This window comes from Salinibacterium sp. NYA9b, assembly GCF_976973725.1.
Genome location: NZ_OZ333476.1, coordinates 2597734 through 2614183, shown reverse-complemented (window position 1 = coordinate 2614183; position 16450 = coordinate 2597734). Strand labels below are relative to the sequence as shown.

At 63.4% G+C, this 16450-nt stretch carries 14 protein-coding genes; 8 read left to right on the top strand and 6 right to left on the bottom strand.

Features of this window, described 5'->3' with window-relative positions; all coding sequences use genetic code 11:
* Window positions 1-32: 32 nt before the first annotated feature.
* From lysS to ACWFSR_RS12600, 3 genes are all read left to right on the top strand, one after another.
* Window positions 33-1532: a lysine--tRNA ligase gene (gene lysS, locus ACWFSR_RS12610; RefSeq protein ID WP_197109413.1), complete on the top strand. Its 1500-nt coding sequence runs from the start codon at window positions 33-35 to the stop codon at window positions 1530-1532.
* Between the two features lie 8 nt (window positions 1533-1540).
* On the top strand, window positions 1541-1717 hold the full coding sequence (locus tag ACWFSR_RS12605) for a hypothetical protein (RefSeq protein ID WP_447522522.1): 177 nt from the start codon (window positions 1541-1543) through the stop codon (window positions 1715-1717).
* A gap of 98 nt (window positions 1718-1815) precedes the next feature.
* Window positions 1816-2004, top strand: coding sequence for a hypothetical protein (locus tag ACWFSR_RS12600; protein WP_197106563.1), 189 nt, complete (start codon window positions 1816-1818; stop codon window positions 2002-2004).
* Window positions 2005-2091: 87 nt separating this feature from the next.
* On the opposite strand, the gene ACWFSR_RS12595 is transcribed toward ACWFSR_RS12600, so the two are convergent.
* Window positions 2092-3114 carry a LacI family DNA-binding transcriptional regulator gene (locus ACWFSR_RS12595; RefSeq protein ID WP_197106562.1) on the bottom strand — a complete coding sequence of 341 codons (1023 nt, stop codon included), beginning with the start codon at window positions 3112-3114 and terminating at the stop codon, window positions 2092-2094.
* 235 nt (window positions 3115-3349) lie between these two features.
* Between ACWFSR_RS12595 and ACWFSR_RS12590 the strand changes: the two genes are divergently transcribed.
* From ACWFSR_RS12590 to ACWFSR_RS12570, 5 genes are all read left to right on the top strand, one after another.
* Window positions 3350-5389, top strand: coding sequence for a beta-galactosidase (locus ACWFSR_RS12590; protein ID WP_447522521.1), 2040 nt, complete (start codon window positions 3350-3352; stop codon window positions 5387-5389).
* The gene (locus ACWFSR_RS12585) at window positions 5386-6318 is read left to right on the top strand and encodes a carbohydrate ABC transporter permease (protein ID WP_197106560.1); all 933 of its coding nucleotides are present in this window, start codon (window positions 5386-5388) and stop codon (window positions 6316-6318) included. Before ACWFSR_RS12590 ends, ACWFSR_RS12585 begins: the two co-directional genes overlap by 4 nt.
* The gene (locus ACWFSR_RS12580; protein ID WP_197106559.1) at window positions 6318-7196 is read left to right on the top strand and encodes a carbohydrate ABC transporter permease; all 879 of its coding nucleotides are present in this window, start codon (window positions 6318-6320) and stop codon (window positions 7194-7196) included. The genes ACWFSR_RS12585 and ACWFSR_RS12580 overlap by 1 nt, the downstream gene beginning before the upstream one ends.
* Window positions 7197-7275: 79 nt before the next feature.
* Window positions 7276-8607: an ABC transporter substrate-binding protein gene (locus tag ACWFSR_RS12575; protein WP_197106558.1), complete on the top strand. Its 1332-nt coding sequence runs from the start codon at window positions 7276-7278 to the stop codon at window positions 8605-8607.
* Window positions 8591-10771, top strand: coding sequence for an alpha-galactosidase (locus tag ACWFSR_RS12570; protein ID WP_447522520.1), 2181 nt, complete (start codon window positions 8591-8593; stop codon window positions 10769-10771). The genes ACWFSR_RS12575 and ACWFSR_RS12570 overlap by 17 nt, the downstream gene beginning before the upstream one ends.
* 19 nt (window positions 10772-10790) lie before the next feature.
* On the opposite strand, the gene ACWFSR_RS12565 is transcribed toward ACWFSR_RS12570, so the two are convergent.
* Genes ACWFSR_RS12565 through ACWFSR_RS12545 form a run of 5 tightly spaced genes read right to left on the bottom strand, consistent with a single transcriptional unit; the run spans window position 10791 to window position 16447 of the window.
* Window positions 10791-11747, bottom strand: a complete 957-nt coding sequence (locus tag ACWFSR_RS12565; RefSeq protein ID WP_447522519.1) for a pirin family protein — start codon at window positions 11745-11747, stop codon at window positions 10791-10793.
* Between the two features lie 34 nt (window positions 11748-11781).
* On the bottom strand, window positions 11782-12927 hold the full coding sequence (locus ACWFSR_RS12560) for a peptidase C39 family protein (protein WP_447522518.1): 1146 nt from the start codon (window positions 12925-12927) through the stop codon (window positions 11782-11784).
* A gap of 42 nt (window positions 12928-12969) precedes the next feature.
* The gene (locus ACWFSR_RS12555) at window positions 12970-14607 is read right to left on the bottom strand and encodes an ATP-binding cassette domain-containing protein (RefSeq protein ID WP_447522517.1); all 1638 of its coding nucleotides are present in this window, start codon (window positions 14605-14607) and stop codon (window positions 12970-12972) included.
* On the bottom strand, window positions 14604-15461 hold the full coding sequence (locus ACWFSR_RS12550) for an ABC transporter permease (RefSeq protein ID WP_447522516.1): 858 nt from the start codon (window positions 15459-15461) through the stop codon (window positions 14604-14606). The genes ACWFSR_RS12555 and ACWFSR_RS12550 overlap by 4 nt, the downstream gene beginning before the upstream one ends.
* Complete coding sequence (locus ACWFSR_RS12545; RefSeq protein ID WP_447522515.1) at window positions 15458-16447, bottom strand: ABC transporter permease; 990 nt, start codon at window positions 16445-16447, stop codon at window positions 15458-15460. Before ACWFSR_RS12545 ends, ACWFSR_RS12550 begins: the two co-directional genes overlap by 4 nt.
* Window positions 16448-16450: the final 3 nt, after the last annotated feature.

The window sequence follows — 16450 nt, the reverse complement described above, 5'->3', positions numbered from 1 at the left end:
AGTGTTGCCTTATCCCGGCTACGATTGAGGGCGTGAATGACGCCGCTAACGCCCCCGAGCCCACCGAAGCTGAAGTTTCTGAGCAAAAAGCCGTTCGGTTAGAGAAGCGTCAGCGACTCATCGATTCGGGCGCTGAGGCCTACCCGGTCGGCGTCGCGATCACCACGAGCATTCCGGCCGTGCGCGAGAAGTACCCGTCGCTTGAAGCGGATGACACCACCGGCGATGTCGTTGGTCTCGCGGGTCGCATCGTGCATCTCCGCAACACGGGCAAGCTGTGCTTTGCCTCGCTGCAGTCCGGTGACGGCCAGCGTATCCAGGTCATGGTTTCTCTCGGCGAAGTGGGCGACGATTCGCTCGCGCTGTGGAAAGAACTCGTTGACCTCGGTGACCACCTCTTCGTGAGTGGAGAAGTCATTTCGAGCCGCCGCGGCGAGCTTTCGGTCATGGTCAAGGAATGGAAGATTGCGGCCAAGGCCGTTCTTCCCCTGCCCAACCTGCACTCCGAGTTGAGCGACGAACAGCGCGTTCGTAGCCGCTACCTCGACCTCATCGTTCGCGACCAGGCCCGCTTCACGGTGCGCGCTCGCGCCAAGGTGAACGCCAGCCTGCGCGCCACGTTCGCCGCGCACGACTACCTCGAAGTCGAAACGCCGATGCTGCAGACGATGCACGGTGGAGCATCCGCTCGCCCCTTCGTCACGCACTCGAACGCGTTCGACACTGAGCTGTACTTGCGCATTGCTCCCGAGCTGTTCTTGAAGCGTGCCGTTGTCGGTGGCATTGAGCGCGCGTTCGAGATCAACCGCAACTTCCGTAACGAGGGCGCTGACTCCACGCACTCGCCCGAGTTCGCGATGGTCGAGGCGTACCAGGCCTACGGCGATTACAACCAGATGGCAGACCTCACGCAGGAGCTCGTGCAGAACTCCGCGCTCGCCGTGACGGGCTCCACGCTCGTCACTCTCTCCGACGGCACCGAGTATGACCTCGGCGGCGAGTGGGCGCGTATCTCGATGTACGACTCCCTCAACGAAGCAGCTGGCCTGAGCGTCACGCCGCAGACTCCCGCCGACGAACTGAAGGTGTTGGCGGATGCCGTTGGCATCGAGGTCACTCAGCCCACCCACGGCAAGTACGTGGAAGAGCTGTGGGAGCACTACGTCAAGCCGGGCCTCGACCACCCGACCTTCGTCATGGACTTCCCCGTCGACACGAGCCCGCTCGTGCGCGACCACCGCAGCATCGAAGGTGTTGTTGAAAAGTGGGACCTCTACGTTCGTGGCTTCGAATTGGCCACCGGCTACTCCGAGCTCGTTGACCCCGTTATTCAGCGCGAACGTTTCGTCGAGCAGGCACTCCTCGCGAGCCAAGGCGACGTTGAAGCCATGCGCCTAGACGAAGACTTCATCCGCGCTCTCGAGCACGGTATGCCCCCGACCGGTGGAATCGGTGTCGGTGTCGACCGTTTGCTGATGGCCATCACGGGCCTTGGCATCCGCGAAACCATCCTCTTCCCGCTGGTTAAGTAAGCACGACAATGACTGACCCAGTGCCCAACGAGACTCCGGATGCGGCTGAGACGCCGGATGCGGCTGAGTCTCCGAAGAAGTCGACGATCACCCCCATGCGCATTGCGCTCTGGGTACTCGTGGCGGGCGCTGGCCTCTTCATGGTCATCTCGGGACTCGTCGGCGTTATGGTGAAGGCTCAGTAGTGGATCGCAAATCTTCACGGCTCATCATGACTGTGACTCTCGTGGGACTTGTCGTTCTCATCGCCATTGTCACCTTCGTCAACGGTTAGGCTAGAAACGTGCCTCAAGAATTCTGGTCGAACGCCATCTTCTCCGTCATCCCGACGATTGCTATTGGCGCCATTTTCTGGATCGTCATGTCGGCCATTATTCGTTCTGACCGCACCGAACGTGACAGCTACGCCAAGATCGAAGCTGAAGAGCGCGCCAAGGTTGCCGCTCAGGCCGAGTCAACACCTACCGCGTAGGTACCGCCGACCGCCTGGTCACTACCGACCGCCTAGGCACCAGTTGGTCGCTGCAGTAGTTTCCTGCTGAGCACCAGAGGTGGGGTTTTAGGCCGAGCCACGCAGTTTGATTTCGGTGGGCAGAATGCGACCGGGAGTTTCCGGTGTGATGCCGTTGACGAGTTCTAACACCATGGATGCCGCTTCTCGGCCCAAGAGATCGGCTGGCTGACGCACTGTCGTGAGTTGGGGTTGGCACCGCATCGCCCAGTCGCTGTCATCGAAACCAACGATGCCGATGTCTCCGGGCACTGAGCGCCCGCGTTCGCGCAGCACATCCATGGCGCCGGCAGCGAGAGCATCGGATGCCGCAAAGACTCCGTCGATGTCTCCGGCGCGGTCGAGGAGGGCTTTCATTCCCTCAACGCCGCTGTTGCGCGAGTAAAGCGGAAAGTCGACAACCAGGTTCTCGTCGAACTGGTCGCCCAGGGCATCCCGAAAACCGGCTAGTCGTTCGCTACCGGAGTCGCGGTCGAGGGCGGCGGCAATCATGCCGACTTTCTTGCGCCCGGTGGAGAGGAGCTCGCGGGTGATATCGCGGGCTGCGCCGCGGTTGTCGATGCCGACGTAGGGCATGTCGGGCGCGCTCATGGGGTGACCGACGAAGACGGCGGGGAGTCCAATGTGGGCGATGGCGTCGGCAATGGGGTCGTGTTCGCGGGCCGAGACGATGACGGCGCCGTCGACGAATCCACCGCGGAGGTAGTCGGCAATGCGAGCACTGTCGCGGTCGGAACCGATGATGAGGCAGACGAGTTGGTAGTCCGCTTCGGAGAGGCGTTCGTTGGTGCCGAGAAGAATCGCGCCGATGTTGGGGTCTTCGAGAAAGACCGAGTGGGGCTCGTGCACGATGAGCGCGATTGCCTTGGAACGCTGGGTTGCGAGGTTGCGAGCCGCCATATTGCGCACGTAGCCGACTTTGGCGATGGCCTTCTCGATGGCCTCCCGAGCCGAGTCAGAAACGTACGGTTCGCCGTTGAGCATGCGGGAGACGGTGCCACGGGAGACGTTGGCCTCGGCCGCTACGTCGAAAATTGTCGCGCGGCGTGGTCGTGCCCCAGGTGTTGCCATAACCCCATGCTAGCGCTCTCACGGGTGCGGCACTGGCCCCGTTTCGCGGGACTGTTCACGCTCACAGACACGCCGAATGCTTGACAGAGCGAATAAGGCTCGCTTAGTCTGTGAACGCTCCCAGAGATTGTCGCCAATTTTTGTGGGTCAGGTTCTGTGCACGTTCACAGAATCCGAACAATTGTGAGCAGAACTGCTGACTCAGCAGCTGCGCCCATCGCCAAAGGAGGCACGCGTGACCACACCCCGCGCAGATCGCGTCGCGAGCTGGTCACCCGATTCCCTCGTGCTCGGTTGTGACTACAACCCCGAGCAGTGGTCAGAAGAAGTGTGGCAGCAGGATGTGGCCCTCATGCGTGAGGCCGGGGTCACCCTCGTCGCGATCAACATCTTCGGCTGGGCTGAGATTGAGCCGCGAGCGGGGGAGTACAACTTCACTCGCCTCGACGCGATCATGGATCTGCTGCACTCTGCCGGCATCCGCGTAAACCTCGGCACCGGCACCTCATCGCCGCCCGCGTGGCTTACGACGGCGCACCCCGATATCTTGCCCACCGCGGCCGACGGCACCCGCCGTTGGCAGGGTGGCCGCCAAGGCTGGTGCCCGAGTTCTCCCGAGTTCCGCACGGCAGCTCTCGGCCTTGTCGAGAAAGTAGCCGAGCGCTACAGCAGCCACCCAGCGCTCGCGATGTGGCACGTCTCCAACGAACTCGGATGCCACAACGCGCACTGCTACTGCGACACCTCCGCAGCCGCGTTCCGCGTCTGGTTGCAGTCGCGCTACGAGACCATCGATGGCCTCAACGCCGCCTGGGGCACGACCTTCTGGAGCCAGCGCTACAGCGACTGGAATGAAGTTCTCCCGCCCCGGATCACGCTCTCGTCGGCAAACCCTGCGCAACGACTCGACTTCAACCGCTTCAGCTCCGACGAACTTCTCGGCTACTACAAGGCCGAAGCGTCGCTGTTGCGCTCTAAGAGCAGCATCCCGGTGACCACGAACTTCATGGTGACCGCGCACATCCGCAGCCAGAACTACTGGCAGTGGGCGAGCGAAATGGATGTCATCGCCAACGATCACTACCTCGATCACCGGCTGCCGCATCCGAATAATGAACTCTCGTTCGCGGCTGACCTGACTCGTGGGCTTGCCCAGGGTTCGCCGTGGATGCTCATGGAGCAGGCCAGCAGCGCAGTGAGCTGGCAGCCATACAACTTGGCCAAGCAGCCGGGTGAAATGCTTCGCAACACGTTGACGCACGTTGCTCGGGGAGCAGACACCGTCTGCTTCTTCCAGTGGCGAGCGTCGCGACAAGGCGCCGAGAAATTTCATTCGGCCCTGCTCCCTCACGCTGGTACTGACACTGCTGTGTGGCGCGAGACCCTCGACCTGGGTGAGAAACTCCACTCCCTCGAGACTCTCGCGGGCACTCGGGTCGAGGCGTCCGTTGCACTCGTCTTCAGCTGGGAATCCTGGTGGGCGGCCGAGGGCGACTCGCAGCCATCGTCTGCCGTGCGCTACCTCGAGCAGGTTCATGCGGCCTACAACGCTGCAAGCGCGAATGGCGTCACGGTCGATATCGTCGCACCCGGTGCTGCGCTCGACGCCTACACGCTCGTCATCGTTCCTAGCCTCTACCTCGTCGACGACGCGAGTGCGGCCGTCATCAGCGACTACGTTGCGGGCGGTGGCAACGCGGTTGTCACGTTCTTCTCCGGCATCGTGGACGAAACCGACGGCATCCGCCTGGATGTCACCGGCGAGACCCCTCCCGGTGCGTTCAGCGACATGCTTGGCGTCTGGACCGAACAGTTCATGCCCGTGAAGCCCGAAACACGTCTGCTGCTGAACGATGGCGGTCAGGCGAGCATCTGGGCTGAGCACGTCCGCCCCACCACAGCGGATGTCGTTGCCGAGTTCGCGTCCGGCCCCATTCCTGGTGGGCCGGCCGTCACTCGCAATCGCTTCGGTTCGGGAGCTGCGTGGTACGTGGCAACCGCACTCGACGCTCCGAGCTTTGCGGACCTCATGGGCCGCGCACTCAACGAGGCTGGCGTCGAGGCGCTCGATCTGCCCGCCGGTGTTGAAGTCGTGACGCGTTCAAACGACACCGACCGCTTCCGCTTTGTGATTAACCACAGCGCGCATGAAATTTCTTTCCCCGCCGACGGCGCAGAATTGTTGACGGAAACTACGGTCACAGGTTCGGTGGCTGTTCCCGCTGGTGGCGTTCGCGTCATCCGCCTGACTGTCGAAGAAGGAGCAACGCGATGACTACAGACATTGCTACGCCCGCCACACCTAAGAAGGCGGTGACGAAGAAGGTTCGCCGCGCTACCAAAGCCACGAAGAACCGTGGAGCGGTGCTGTTCTTTATCGCCCCGTTCTCGGTGCTGTTTGCCCTGTTCTACATCTTGCCGATCCTGGTCGCGATCTATCAGTCGCTGCTGACGGTTGAACGAGAAGGAACGTTCGGTAAGCCCACCGAGGTGTTTGGTGGCTTCGTGCAGTACGCACGAGTGTTCCAGGACGACGCTTTCTGGTCATCCATTCTTCGGGTGCTCACCTTCGGTGTCGTGCAGGTGCCGATCATGCTCGGCCTCGCGTTGTTGCTTGCGCTGCTGCTGGACTCCCCGCTCGTCAGAGGCAAGCGCTTCTTCCGCCTCGCGTTCTTCGCACCGTATGCCGTTCCCGGTGTTATCGCGGCGGTCATGTGGGGCTTCCTCTACTCGCCCAAGCTGTCGCCGTTCACCGCGATCACGAGCGAGATCAACTTCCTCGGTGCCGACCTCGTGCTGTGGGCCATCGCGAACGTTGTGACGTGGGTGTTCGTGGGCTACAACATGATCATCATCTACTCGGCGCTGCTCGCGATCCCCAGCGAGATCTACGAAGCCGCTCGCCTCGATGGTGCGTCGCAGGCTCGCATCGCCTGGTCGATCAAGATTCCGTTGATCACCCCCGCGATTACGCTCACCGCCATTTTCTCGATCATCGGAACGCTGCAGCTGCTCGCTGAACCTCAGGTCTTCAAGAGCTTCACCTCGGCCGTGACCAGCACGTTCACGCCCAACTTGCTCATTTACTCGACAGCCTCGGTGCCGAACGTGAACCTCGCCGCCGCTTTCTCGGTCGTGCTCGCGCTCTTCACCTTCGCGCTCTCGTTCACCGTGCTCAAGTTCACCCAGCGAAAGGCTGACTGATGAGTGCCACGACAACTCCCGTGAAGAAGCACAACGGTCCTCGCGAAAGCCTGTTCTCTCGGGCCGGCGCCATGCTCGTCATGGCTATCTGCACCTTCTACTTCTTGGTGCCGATCTGGTGGCTCTTCGTGGCCGCGACGAAAGACCGCGCCGATTTCACGACAAGCGCACCGCTCTGGTTCGCTGACTTCAACCTCATCGAGAACATCGGCAACTTGGCGGCCTACCGCGACGGCGTCTTCTTCCGCTGGATGCTCAACAGCGTGCTCTACGCCGGTGCGGGTGCTGCCATCGCAACACTCTTCGCGACGATGATGGGCTACGCGCTGGCGAAGTACAGCTTCCGCGGCCGCGAAACCCTCTTCAACGTGGTGCTCGGTGGCGTGCTGGTTCCGGCAACGGCTCTCGCGCTTCCGCTGTTCTTGGTCTTCAGCCAGGTGGGCGCCACCAACACGTTCTGGTCGGTGTTCTTGCCGAGCATCGTGAGCCCGTTCGGTGTGTACCTTGCCCGCATTTATGCGACCTCGAGCGTGCCAGACGAACTTGTTGAAGCTGCCCGTATCGACGGCTCGGGCGAGGTGCGTACCTTCTTTACGGTTGCCACTCGACTGATGACGCCGGCAATGGTCACGATTTTCCTCTTCCAATTCGTCACGATCTGGAACAACTTCTTCCTGCCGCTCATCATGCTGCGCGACGAGAAGCTATTCCCCGTCACGCTTGGCCTCTATATCTGGAACAGCCAAGTCAGCCAGATTCCCGAAATTCGGGCGTACGTGATCATCGGTGCCCTGCTGTCGATCATCCCGCTCATCATTGCTTTCCTCAGCCTGCAGCGCTTCTGGCGCAGTGGGCTGGGAACGGGCGCAATCAAGTAGTCGCCCTCTCGACCACTCGGCTTACCCCGAGGGAAACCCCGCACCACACCACAATCACAATCGCAAGGAAGGTAATCGCATGGCTAATCGCATAGCTCGCGCTGGAGGAGCATTGGTGCTCGTCTCCGCGCTCGCACTCACAGCATGCTCAACCGGAGCCAGCACAGACGGTGGCACTGACGCCGCCGCGTGCGCCCCGTCGGATGGACCCGTAACGCTCAACTTCACCACTTGGTTGCCCGGCATGGAAGACGCCGTCGCTATCTGGAACGAAGCCAACCCCGACATCCAGGTTGAAGTTCAGACTGGACCGAACGGTAACGGCGGAACGTACAACAACTTCTTCAACCAGATCGAAGCAGGCAACGCGCCTGACCTCGGTCAGATCGAATACGACGCACTGCCCAACTTCCGTGTACAAGACGGCGTCGTCAACATCGCCGACTGTGCCGGAGTTCTGGATGCTCAGGACCAGTTCATTGACTGGACCTGGAGCCAGGTCACATTCGGTGAAGAAAACGCTGTGTACGCAGTGCCGCAGGACACCGGCCCCGAGGGTCTCTTCTACCGTGCCGACCTGTTCGAGGAAGCCGGAATTGACATTCCGACCACCTGGGCAGAATTCGAAGAAGCAGCCAAGGCCGTTCGCGCAGAGGGTGGCTACATCACCAACTTCTCACAGAGCGACATCAACGCCTTCGCCGGTCTCGTTTGGCAGGCAGATGGCCAGTGGTTCGAGAACGACGGTGAAGCGTGGGACGTAACCCTCGACTCGCCCGAATCGATCATGGTCGCTGAGTACTGGCAGAACCTGATTGACCAGGACCTCGTTGCTGTTCTCCCGCCGTGGACCGACGAGTGGAACAACGGCTACAACTCGGGTGACGTCTGGAGCTGGGTTTCCGCAGTCTGGGGAGCAAACACCATCACGAGTGGTGCTCCTGACACCGCAGGCAACTGGGCTGTAGCTCAGATGCCGCAGTGGAACGAAGGCGAATCCGCTGCCGGCAACTGGGGCGGATCGAGCACCGCAGTTCTCAAGGGAAGCGAACACCCCTACGAGGCTGCACAGTTCGCACTCTGGTTGAACACTGACCCTGAGGCACTGTCGAGCATGAACAAGACGGCAAACATCTACCCGGCAACGAAGACTGGTGGCGACCTGCCCGCATTCTCCGAAGGCCTGGACTTCTACGGCGGACAGAACATCTACGACGTGTTCGCTGCTGCCGGCGCCGAGGTTAACCCCAACTTCACGTGGGGCCCGACCATGACGCAGACCTACACGGATGTTGCTGACGGATTCTCCGCCGCAATCTCCGGTTCGGGCACCCTCTCGGAGGCCCTGACCAACGGTCAGCAGAAGACAATCGACGCCATGAAGGCTGCCGCGATTGCTGTCAACGAATAACACGAACGATCTCGTTCACCTCCGTGCCGCGGGCACCAGCTTCGTGCTGGATGCTCGCGGCACGGGCGTGCCGTCGATCACGCACTGGGGCGCAGACCTCGGAGAACTTGACCGCGACGAGCTCGCGGCGCTCGCAGATTCGCGCGAGCGTGCCATCGGGCCGAGTTCCATCGACGAACCTTTCCGGCTGAGCATCGTTCCCTTGCTCGCCGAGGGCTGGACCGGGTTGCCCGGTCTTGAGGGCCGCCACGATCGGGCCGCCGGAGCAAGCGGTGGGCGTGTGCGCCGGCCGTCTCTGCAGACCGCGAGCATCGAGCATCCGACCCCCGATCGTATCTCGGTCACGCTGGTCGACGACGATGCCCTCAGCCTCACTATCGACTTTGAACTGTCTGCCGCCGGAGTGCTGCGCAGCCGTTCACGATTGACCAACACGGCCACCGAGGCTTTCGAGCTGTCGTCGTTGGCCACTGTTCTTCCGCTCCCGCCTGTTGCGCGCGAGCGACTCGACTTCAGCGGAATCTGGGCGGCAGAACGCCAACCCCAGCGCTCCGCCATCGACTACGGAACCTGGCTGCGCGAGTCGCGCCACGGTCGCCGCGGTCACAACGATTCCTTCCTCACGGTGTCGGGAACACCCGGCTTTGGTTTCCGCCACGGTGAGGTGTGGGCGGTACATGCCGGCACCAGCGGCGATACCCGCGTCTGGATTGATCGCCTCGCGCTCGGCTATACGACGGTGGGCGTCGCCGAACTGCTCTCTCCCGGCGAGGTGCGTCTCGCGACCGGTGACACGCACGAAACTCCGTGGGCCTACGCCGCCTGGTCGAATGCCGGCCTCGACGGGCTGAGCGACCGTTTCCACGAGTGGTTCCGTGGTCTGTCCGCGCACCCTTCGACACCTCGTCCGCTCACCCTCAACACGTGGGAGGCCGTCTACTTCGACCACAACTTTGACCAGCTCGCAGCACTTGCGGATGCCGCAGCCGACGTCGGCGTTGAGCGTTTTGTTCTCGACGATGGCTGGATGACCGGCCGCACCGATGATAAGCGCGCGCTCGGCGACTGGACGGTGGACGCCACGTCATGGCCCGAGGGGCTCGCTCCACTCGTTGATCGAGTGACAGCCAGCGGGATGCAGTTTGGCTTGTGGGTAGAGCCCGAGATGGTGTCTCTCGACTCAGATCTTGCGCGCGAGCATCCGGAGTGGATTCTGCGCGACGACGACCGGCCGCTGCCGAAGTCGTGGCGCAACCAGCACGTGCTCGATCTTGATAACCCTGCCGCGCGTGAGCATGTGCGCGATGCGATTGCGGCGCTGCTCGACGAGTACGCGATCAGCTACCTCAAGTGGGACATGAACCGCGACCTGCTCGGTGGTTCGGTGCATCGTCATGTCGCGGCAACGTACCTCATCATGGATGAGCTGCGCGAGCGCTACCCGCACGTCGAGATTGAGTCGTGCGCCTCTGGCGGTGCGCGGGTGGATGCCGGAGTGCTCGAGCGCGTGCAGCGAGTGTGGCCATCCGACACCAACGATGCGCATGACCGTTTCTCGATCATGCGCTGGACCAACCTGCTCGTGCCGTTCGAATACTTGGGCTCGCACGTGGGGTCTTCGCCCGCGCACACGTCGGGGCGTTCGCTCTCTCTCGGCTTCCGTCTCGCGACCGCGCTCATGGGGCACTCGGGCATCGAATGGGATCTCACGACGACAACCGCTGAGGAGCAGGAGGCGTTGCGCACCTGGGCGAGCGCCTACCGCTCGCTTCGCGGTCTCATCCATTCGGGGCGGGTGGTGCGCAGCGAACTCAGCGCCGACCCCATCATCACCGGCGTTGTGGCGGAGGACATCAACGGCGTTGTGGCTGACGCCCTGTACTGGGTGACGAGCCTCACCACCCCCACCGATTCTGTACCCACCGCCCGGCGTTTGCCCGGGCTTGACCCGCACCGTCTGTACCGCATCACCCCCGTCGATGTGGGTGCGGAAGCGGTAACCTACCCGGGCACTGTGCCAGCGTGGTGGCACGACGGCGAGCTCACGCTGTCGGGCGCAGCGCTCGGGTCGGTTGGACTCACTCTGCCGATTCTGCATCCGGATGAGGCACTTGTGTTGCGGGTGACGGCTGTGGGCGGCGAAGACTCGAGCGGCGCGCTCTAACGCGGTCACCGGAGCACAGCTATTCGCGCGGCTTGAGTCGCACTGTGGGAAGCTCTGGCGCGGGCAATGGCGCTTCGTCGCACCCTGCGACGGTGCCGAAACGACCGTCGGGGTTTCCGCCGTTGATCACATCGGCCTGCCACTGCGCGCGGAACTCTACAATCTCGTCGTGGCTGCGCCCAATGAAGTTCCACCACATGACGATGGATTCGCCGAGTGGCTCACCTCCGAGTAACAGGAGTCGGGCATCCGTCGACGCGCTAATGACGAGCTCGGTCACGCCGGGAGCGAGATAGGCCAGGTGATCGGGTGGGGTCGTGACATCCGCGATAGTCACGGCACCGGCATCCACGAGCACGCCGTGTTCGAAGTTGGCATTGATGGGCAGCGTCACGGTTGTGCCGGCGGGGATGTCGAGTTGGGCGCCGAGAAGCGGAGAGAAGACGCGCGCTGGCGACGATACGCCCGCAAGCTCACCGATGAAGATGCTGACGGTTGCGCCCTGAAGATCGAAAGGGATCGGCGCGAAGTTCTCGAAGCTCGGAGCGGTGTGCCGGTGGGCATCCGGCAACGCGACCCACAGTTGCGCACCGTGCAACAGCGTGGGCTCGGCGGGCGAGATCTCCGAGTGAGAAATGCCGCTGCCGGCCGTCATCAGATTCAGTTCGCCGGGGCGTACCGCAGCGAGACTGCCGACACTATCGCGGTGCTCGATGTCGCCAGCGAAGAGCCAACTGACGGTCTGCAATCCAGTGTGCGGATGCGGGGGCACGAGCATCCGCGTCGTGTCAGGTCCGTAGTGGTCGACGAAGCACCACCCGCCGATGAGGGATCGTGACCGCTGCGGAAGAGTGCGCCGCACGTTCATCGCGCGTGGGCCACCGAGCGGGACTTCGCGAGGCTCAAGTAGTTGCACGCCTGCCGCTGGCTGCGTTTCGCACAGCACTTCGGCCGGGTTCTTCTCCGGGTTGCTCACGGCGGCTCCTCACCCATCGTCACCTCAGTGAGTGCTAGCGTGCCACAAAAATTACTCCGCGATAAGTGGGGTCGCCGAACGCGACCATCTGGTCGAGCACCGCGATCGAGACGGGCAGATCGTGGGAGTCAACCCAGGTCTCGCCCTGCTCGGCGGTTATCCACGGATCGTTCAGCAGAACCGTGTCGCCCTTCACCGAGTGCGCCACGACCCAGTGCGGGGTCGAGGCATCGTGCATGGGTTCTTCTTCGATCAACAGAATCGCGAGCTCGCCGCCGGCAACGCGCTCGGTGATCTGCTCAATCGACAGCGGGGCGGTGTGCTGCTGGATGCCGCGGCTCGCCGCTTCGGCCCGCGACTGCTCCTGCAGCTGCTCGCGGAACGTGCGCTCTTCGCCCTCGTAGGTTTCGAGCAGTGTCGGCTCGGTCGTGTCGAGGTGCAGTTCGAGACTGATGTCGGAGGCCGACTGCGCGATCACGTCGTGAACCGCCACCGCGAGACCGAGAGGTTCGCACGCGGGGAAGTTCGTGGCCGAACGCCAGAAGGCGAGTTCGCGCTCGCGGGCATCCTCGTCTTCGGTGTCGGCGAAGGGTTCGAGGCCGAGGTGACTGAGGGCTGTCATTGCGGCTACAGCGCCACACGTGAAGAGCGTGGTCTGGCCGTAATAGCGCAGTTGCTCGTGCGGCCAGGCGTCGTGCCACAGCACGAAGCCGCGAACGCCCTGAGTGCCATCAGCCGAGGAGATAGGGGTTCGCAGTTCGGTGAAGCCGAGGTCGGCGGCGAAGGCGGGGAGCTCGGTGTCGAGCGGGAGCTGCCACTTGAGGGCGGCGTCGCCACGTTCCGCGGAAGCCGCGATCAGTTCGCTGAGAAGACTCTGGGCGGCAGCATCGCTGTCGGCCCAGAGATCAACGAGCTTCGTGTAGCGCGTATTGGGGCGACCCGAGGTGAGGGCCGCCGCACTGCCGGTGGGGGAGTCGAGCATCCACACCCGCGGGTTATAGGGCTCGCGATCGCGTTGCCATTCGGCGGCACGGTCGGTGCCGAGAGCCTCGATGAGGGGCGTGGGAACCTCGGTGGGCGAGAGCTGGACGAGGGCAGCGCCGATGGTCGCGCCAACGACAGCAACGACAGCGTCGGTCGTGTTTGTCGCGGCAGGGTCAGCAGGAGTGGAGGTGTCCACGGGGTCCTTTCGGGTCGAGGTCGGGCGCTTGTGGCGCCGAGCTCAGTGAGTGGGTGCTTCGTGAATGGACGCTGCGACGAGCGCCTGAGTGTAAGGATGAGTCGGGGCGTTGAGCACGTCGTGGCACTGACCAGATTCGACGACTTCGCCGTGTCGCAGCACGTACACGCGGTCGGCAAGCTGGCGCACCACGGCGAGGTCGTGCGAGATGAAAAGGATCGAGAGGCCGAGTTCAACGCGCAGTTTGGCGAGCAGATCGAGAATCTGCTTCTGCACCGAGACGTCGAGAGCGGAGACCGATTCGTCGCAGATGAGCAACTGCGGTTGAACAGCCAAAGCGCGGGCAATGGCGACACGCTGGCGTTGGCCTCCCGACAGTTCTGCCGGTCGCTTGCTCGCGAAGTCGGTGGGCAGTTCGACCAACTGCAGCAGGCCATTGAGGTCGGATGCCGGACGCCCCGCCACCCGCAACGCCAACTTCAGCGACCGTCCAACACTGATCATCGGGTTGAGCGAGGAGTACGGATCTTGGAACACGATCTGCATTTGCTTGGGCGTGCGTGAAGCGCGGCCCACGGCGAGGGCGACACCGTCAAACTCGATCACCCCGCTGGTCTCGTGCTCGAGCCCCGCGACGCAGCGGGCGATTGTGGTCTTGCCCGAGCCGCTCTCGCCGACGATGCCCACGGTCTCGCCGCGGCCCACCGTGACGCTCACTCCGTGCAGCACGGTCTTATCGCCGAAGCTCTTGGCGATGTCGGTGGCGGTGACCAAGTCACCAGCGCTCGTAGTGGCATCGCCGCCAGCATCCGCCCCGGATGCCGTACGCACGACCCCGGCGGAGCGATCGGTGAGCGAGGGGTCGGCTTCGATCAGCGCCCGAGTGTAGGGGTGGCTTGGCGCATTGAGCACGGAGCTCGTGACACCGCGCTCAACAATCTCGCCGTGGCGCATGACGAGCACGTGCTCGGCACGCCCGCGCACCATGCCAAGGTCGTGCGAGATGAGCAGGGCAGCCATGCCGCGCTTCTCTTGCAGGCCCCGAAGGAGATCGAGGATCTCGCCCTGGTTGCTCGCGTCGAGAGCGGTGGTTGGCTCGTCGGCAATGAGCAGTTCGGGGTCGGTGGCGAGGGCCGCCGCGATGGCCACCCGTTGGCGCATTCCACCGGAGAGTTCGTGCGGGTAGGCGCGCGCAACATCCGCGGGCAGGTTCACTTCGGCCAGGCTTCGCGTGATGCGAGCGGTGCGTTCCTCGCGGCTGAGGCGGGTCGCGCTCGCGGCATCGATCGTCATCCCGATCTGGGTGCCGCAGCGGTGCACGGGGCTCAGGCTCGTGAACGGATCTTGCAGCAGCAGTGAAATGCGGCGACCTCGGGTCGCACGCCATACGGCATCCGTTGAGGGCAGTTCGATGGTGGCACTCGACAGCGCGATGGTGCCGCGGGCGCTGAAGCCAGCGGGCAGGAGCCCGGCGATTGCTTTGGCGGAGAGCGTCTTGCCCGAGCCCGATTCGCCGATGAGCGCAAGGGTTTCGCCTGGCGCGATGGAGAAGTCGAAGGGGGCGACAACAACGCCAGCCGGCCCGTCGATCGTGAGCCCGGTAACGGCCACCTGAGCGGTCGAGCCGATGCCCGATCCGGAGCCCGACACGGGCACGTTTGTCATGCTGGTCTCGGTCATGAGCGTCCCGTTCTGGTCAAGTTTTGGCCGAGCCAGTCGCCTACAAGGTTTGCGGCCGAAGCGACGCCGATGATGAGCAGTGCCGGCACGAGAACGGCTGCCGGGTTGTCGATCATGATGGCGCGACCATCGGTGAGCTGGCGGCCCCAATCGGCCGTGCCGGGGGCAACGCCGACGCCCAAGAACGACAGCGACGAGAACGCCACGAGCGCGAAGGCCACGTTGAGCATCGCGTTGGTGATGATCAGCGACCACACGTTCGGCAGCACCTGCGTGAACATGATGCGGGTCTTGGAGAGCGACAGCATTTGGGCTGCCTCTACGAAGGGGCGCGCGGCCTGTTCCATCACCCCGGCGCGCACAATGCGGATGTCGGAGGGCGAGAACAGCAAGATCAGCAGCAGCACGGTCATCCAGTAGCCAGCGCCAAACACGCCTGCGACCACGATCGCGGCCAGCAGCAGCGGAAGCGAGAACAGCAGGTCGGTCCAGCGGCCAATGATGAAGTCGATCGGGCCGCGCAAATAGCCCGCAACCGTGCCGAGCAGAATGCCGAGAATCATCGACCCGAGTGCAACACACACCGGACCGACGAGGGCGGATGCCGCTCCCGCGATCGTCAGCGCAAGCACGTCGCGACCGAGTTCGTCGGTGCCGAGAAGGTGACCAGGGCTGCCCGGGGGCAGCAAGGAATCGAGGATCGACTGGGCTGTGGCATCCGGGGCAATAAGGTTGCCGAAGAGCACCAAGAAGGCGACGACTCCGAGCAGGGCGAGTGACAACCACACGGCAACCGGGTGCCGACGGCGCGACCGCGGAAGTTTCGCTAAGACGATAGCTTCGGTGCTGCTCACTGAGCACTCTCCTTGGCGCGGATGCGGGGGTCGAGGAAGATGTACGCCAGGTCGGCGAGCAGCGCGATGGTTGCAATCGTCACGGCCACCAGCAGGGTGAGCGCTTGCACGACGGCGATGTCTTTGAACAGCACGGAGCCTTGCAACAGGGTGCCGAGTCCGGGCAGTGCGAAGGTCGTTTCGGCGAGTACGGTGCCGCCGACCAGGAAGGTCAGTACGAGGCTGGCGCCGGTCACGATCGGGATGGCGGCGTTGCGCAGGGCGATCATATGCACTTGGCGGTCGGGCAGGCCCCGCGCGCGACCAAAGGTTACGTAGTCGCTTTCGAGTTCGCGCAGCATGGCGGTGCGCGTGAGCTTGAGGATGATGGCGCCGAGCCCCAGAGCCAGCGTGATGGCGGGCAGTACGAGGTGCCAGAGAGTGTCGAGGCCACCGTCGCCCGATCCATAGACCGGGAAGATCGGTAGGTAGAACGCGAACACATAGAGAAGGAGGAGGCCGACGGCGAAGGTGGGGGCGCTGAGGCCGACGATTCCGAAGCCGGTTGCGAAGCGGTCGATCCAACTTCCCGAACGAACGGCGCTCTGCACGCCGAGCGGAACGGCGACGATCACGGCGAGCAGGAAAGCGAGTCCGCTGAGGGCGGCGGTGATGCCGAGGCGCGAGCCAATGACATTCGACACCGAATCTTGCAGGCGGATGGACTGCCCAAAGTCACCGGTGAGGGTGTTGCCCAACCAGATCAGGTACTGCATATACAGCGGCTGATCGAGGTTGTATTGCGCGCGGATGGCGGCGATGGCTTCTGGCGATGATGCCCGGTTGCCGAGCAGGTTCTTAACGATGTCGCCGGGGGCGAGATGCAGCATCGAGAACACGATGATGGACAGCACCAGCAGGATGCCGATGGTGCCGAGCACGCGCACCACAAGCATGCGGCCCAAGGACCGTGCTTGTGATGCGCGTGCAATCGGGGTGGTTGTCACAGA

Excerpts from the sequence above, each read along its gene's own strand:
- ACWFSR_RS12580 (WP_197106559.1), top strand. The coding sequence starts at position 6,318 with ATGAGTGCCACGACAACTCCCGTGAAGAAGCACAACGGTCCTCGCGAA.
- ACWFSR_RS12575 (WP_197106558.1), top strand. The coding sequence starts at position 7,276 with ATGGCTAATCGCATAGCTCGCGCTGGAGGAGCATTGGTGCTCGTCTCC.
- ACWFSR_RS12585 (WP_197106560.1), top strand. The coding sequence starts at position 5,386 with ATGACTACAGACATTGCTACGCCCGCCACACCTAAGAAGGCGGTGACG.
- ACWFSR_RS12555 (WP_447522517.1), bottom strand. The coding sequence starts at position 14,607 with ATGACCGAGACCAGCATGACAAACGTGCCCGTGTCGGGCTCCGGATCG.
- ACWFSR_RS12605 (WP_447522522.1), top strand. The coding sequence starts at position 1,541 with ATGACTGACCCAGTGCCCAACGAGACTCCGGATGCGGCTGAGACGCCG.
- ACWFSR_RS12595 (WP_197106562.1), bottom strand. The coding sequence starts at position 3,114 with ATGGCAACACCTGGGGCACGACCACGCCGCGCGACAATTTTCGACGTA.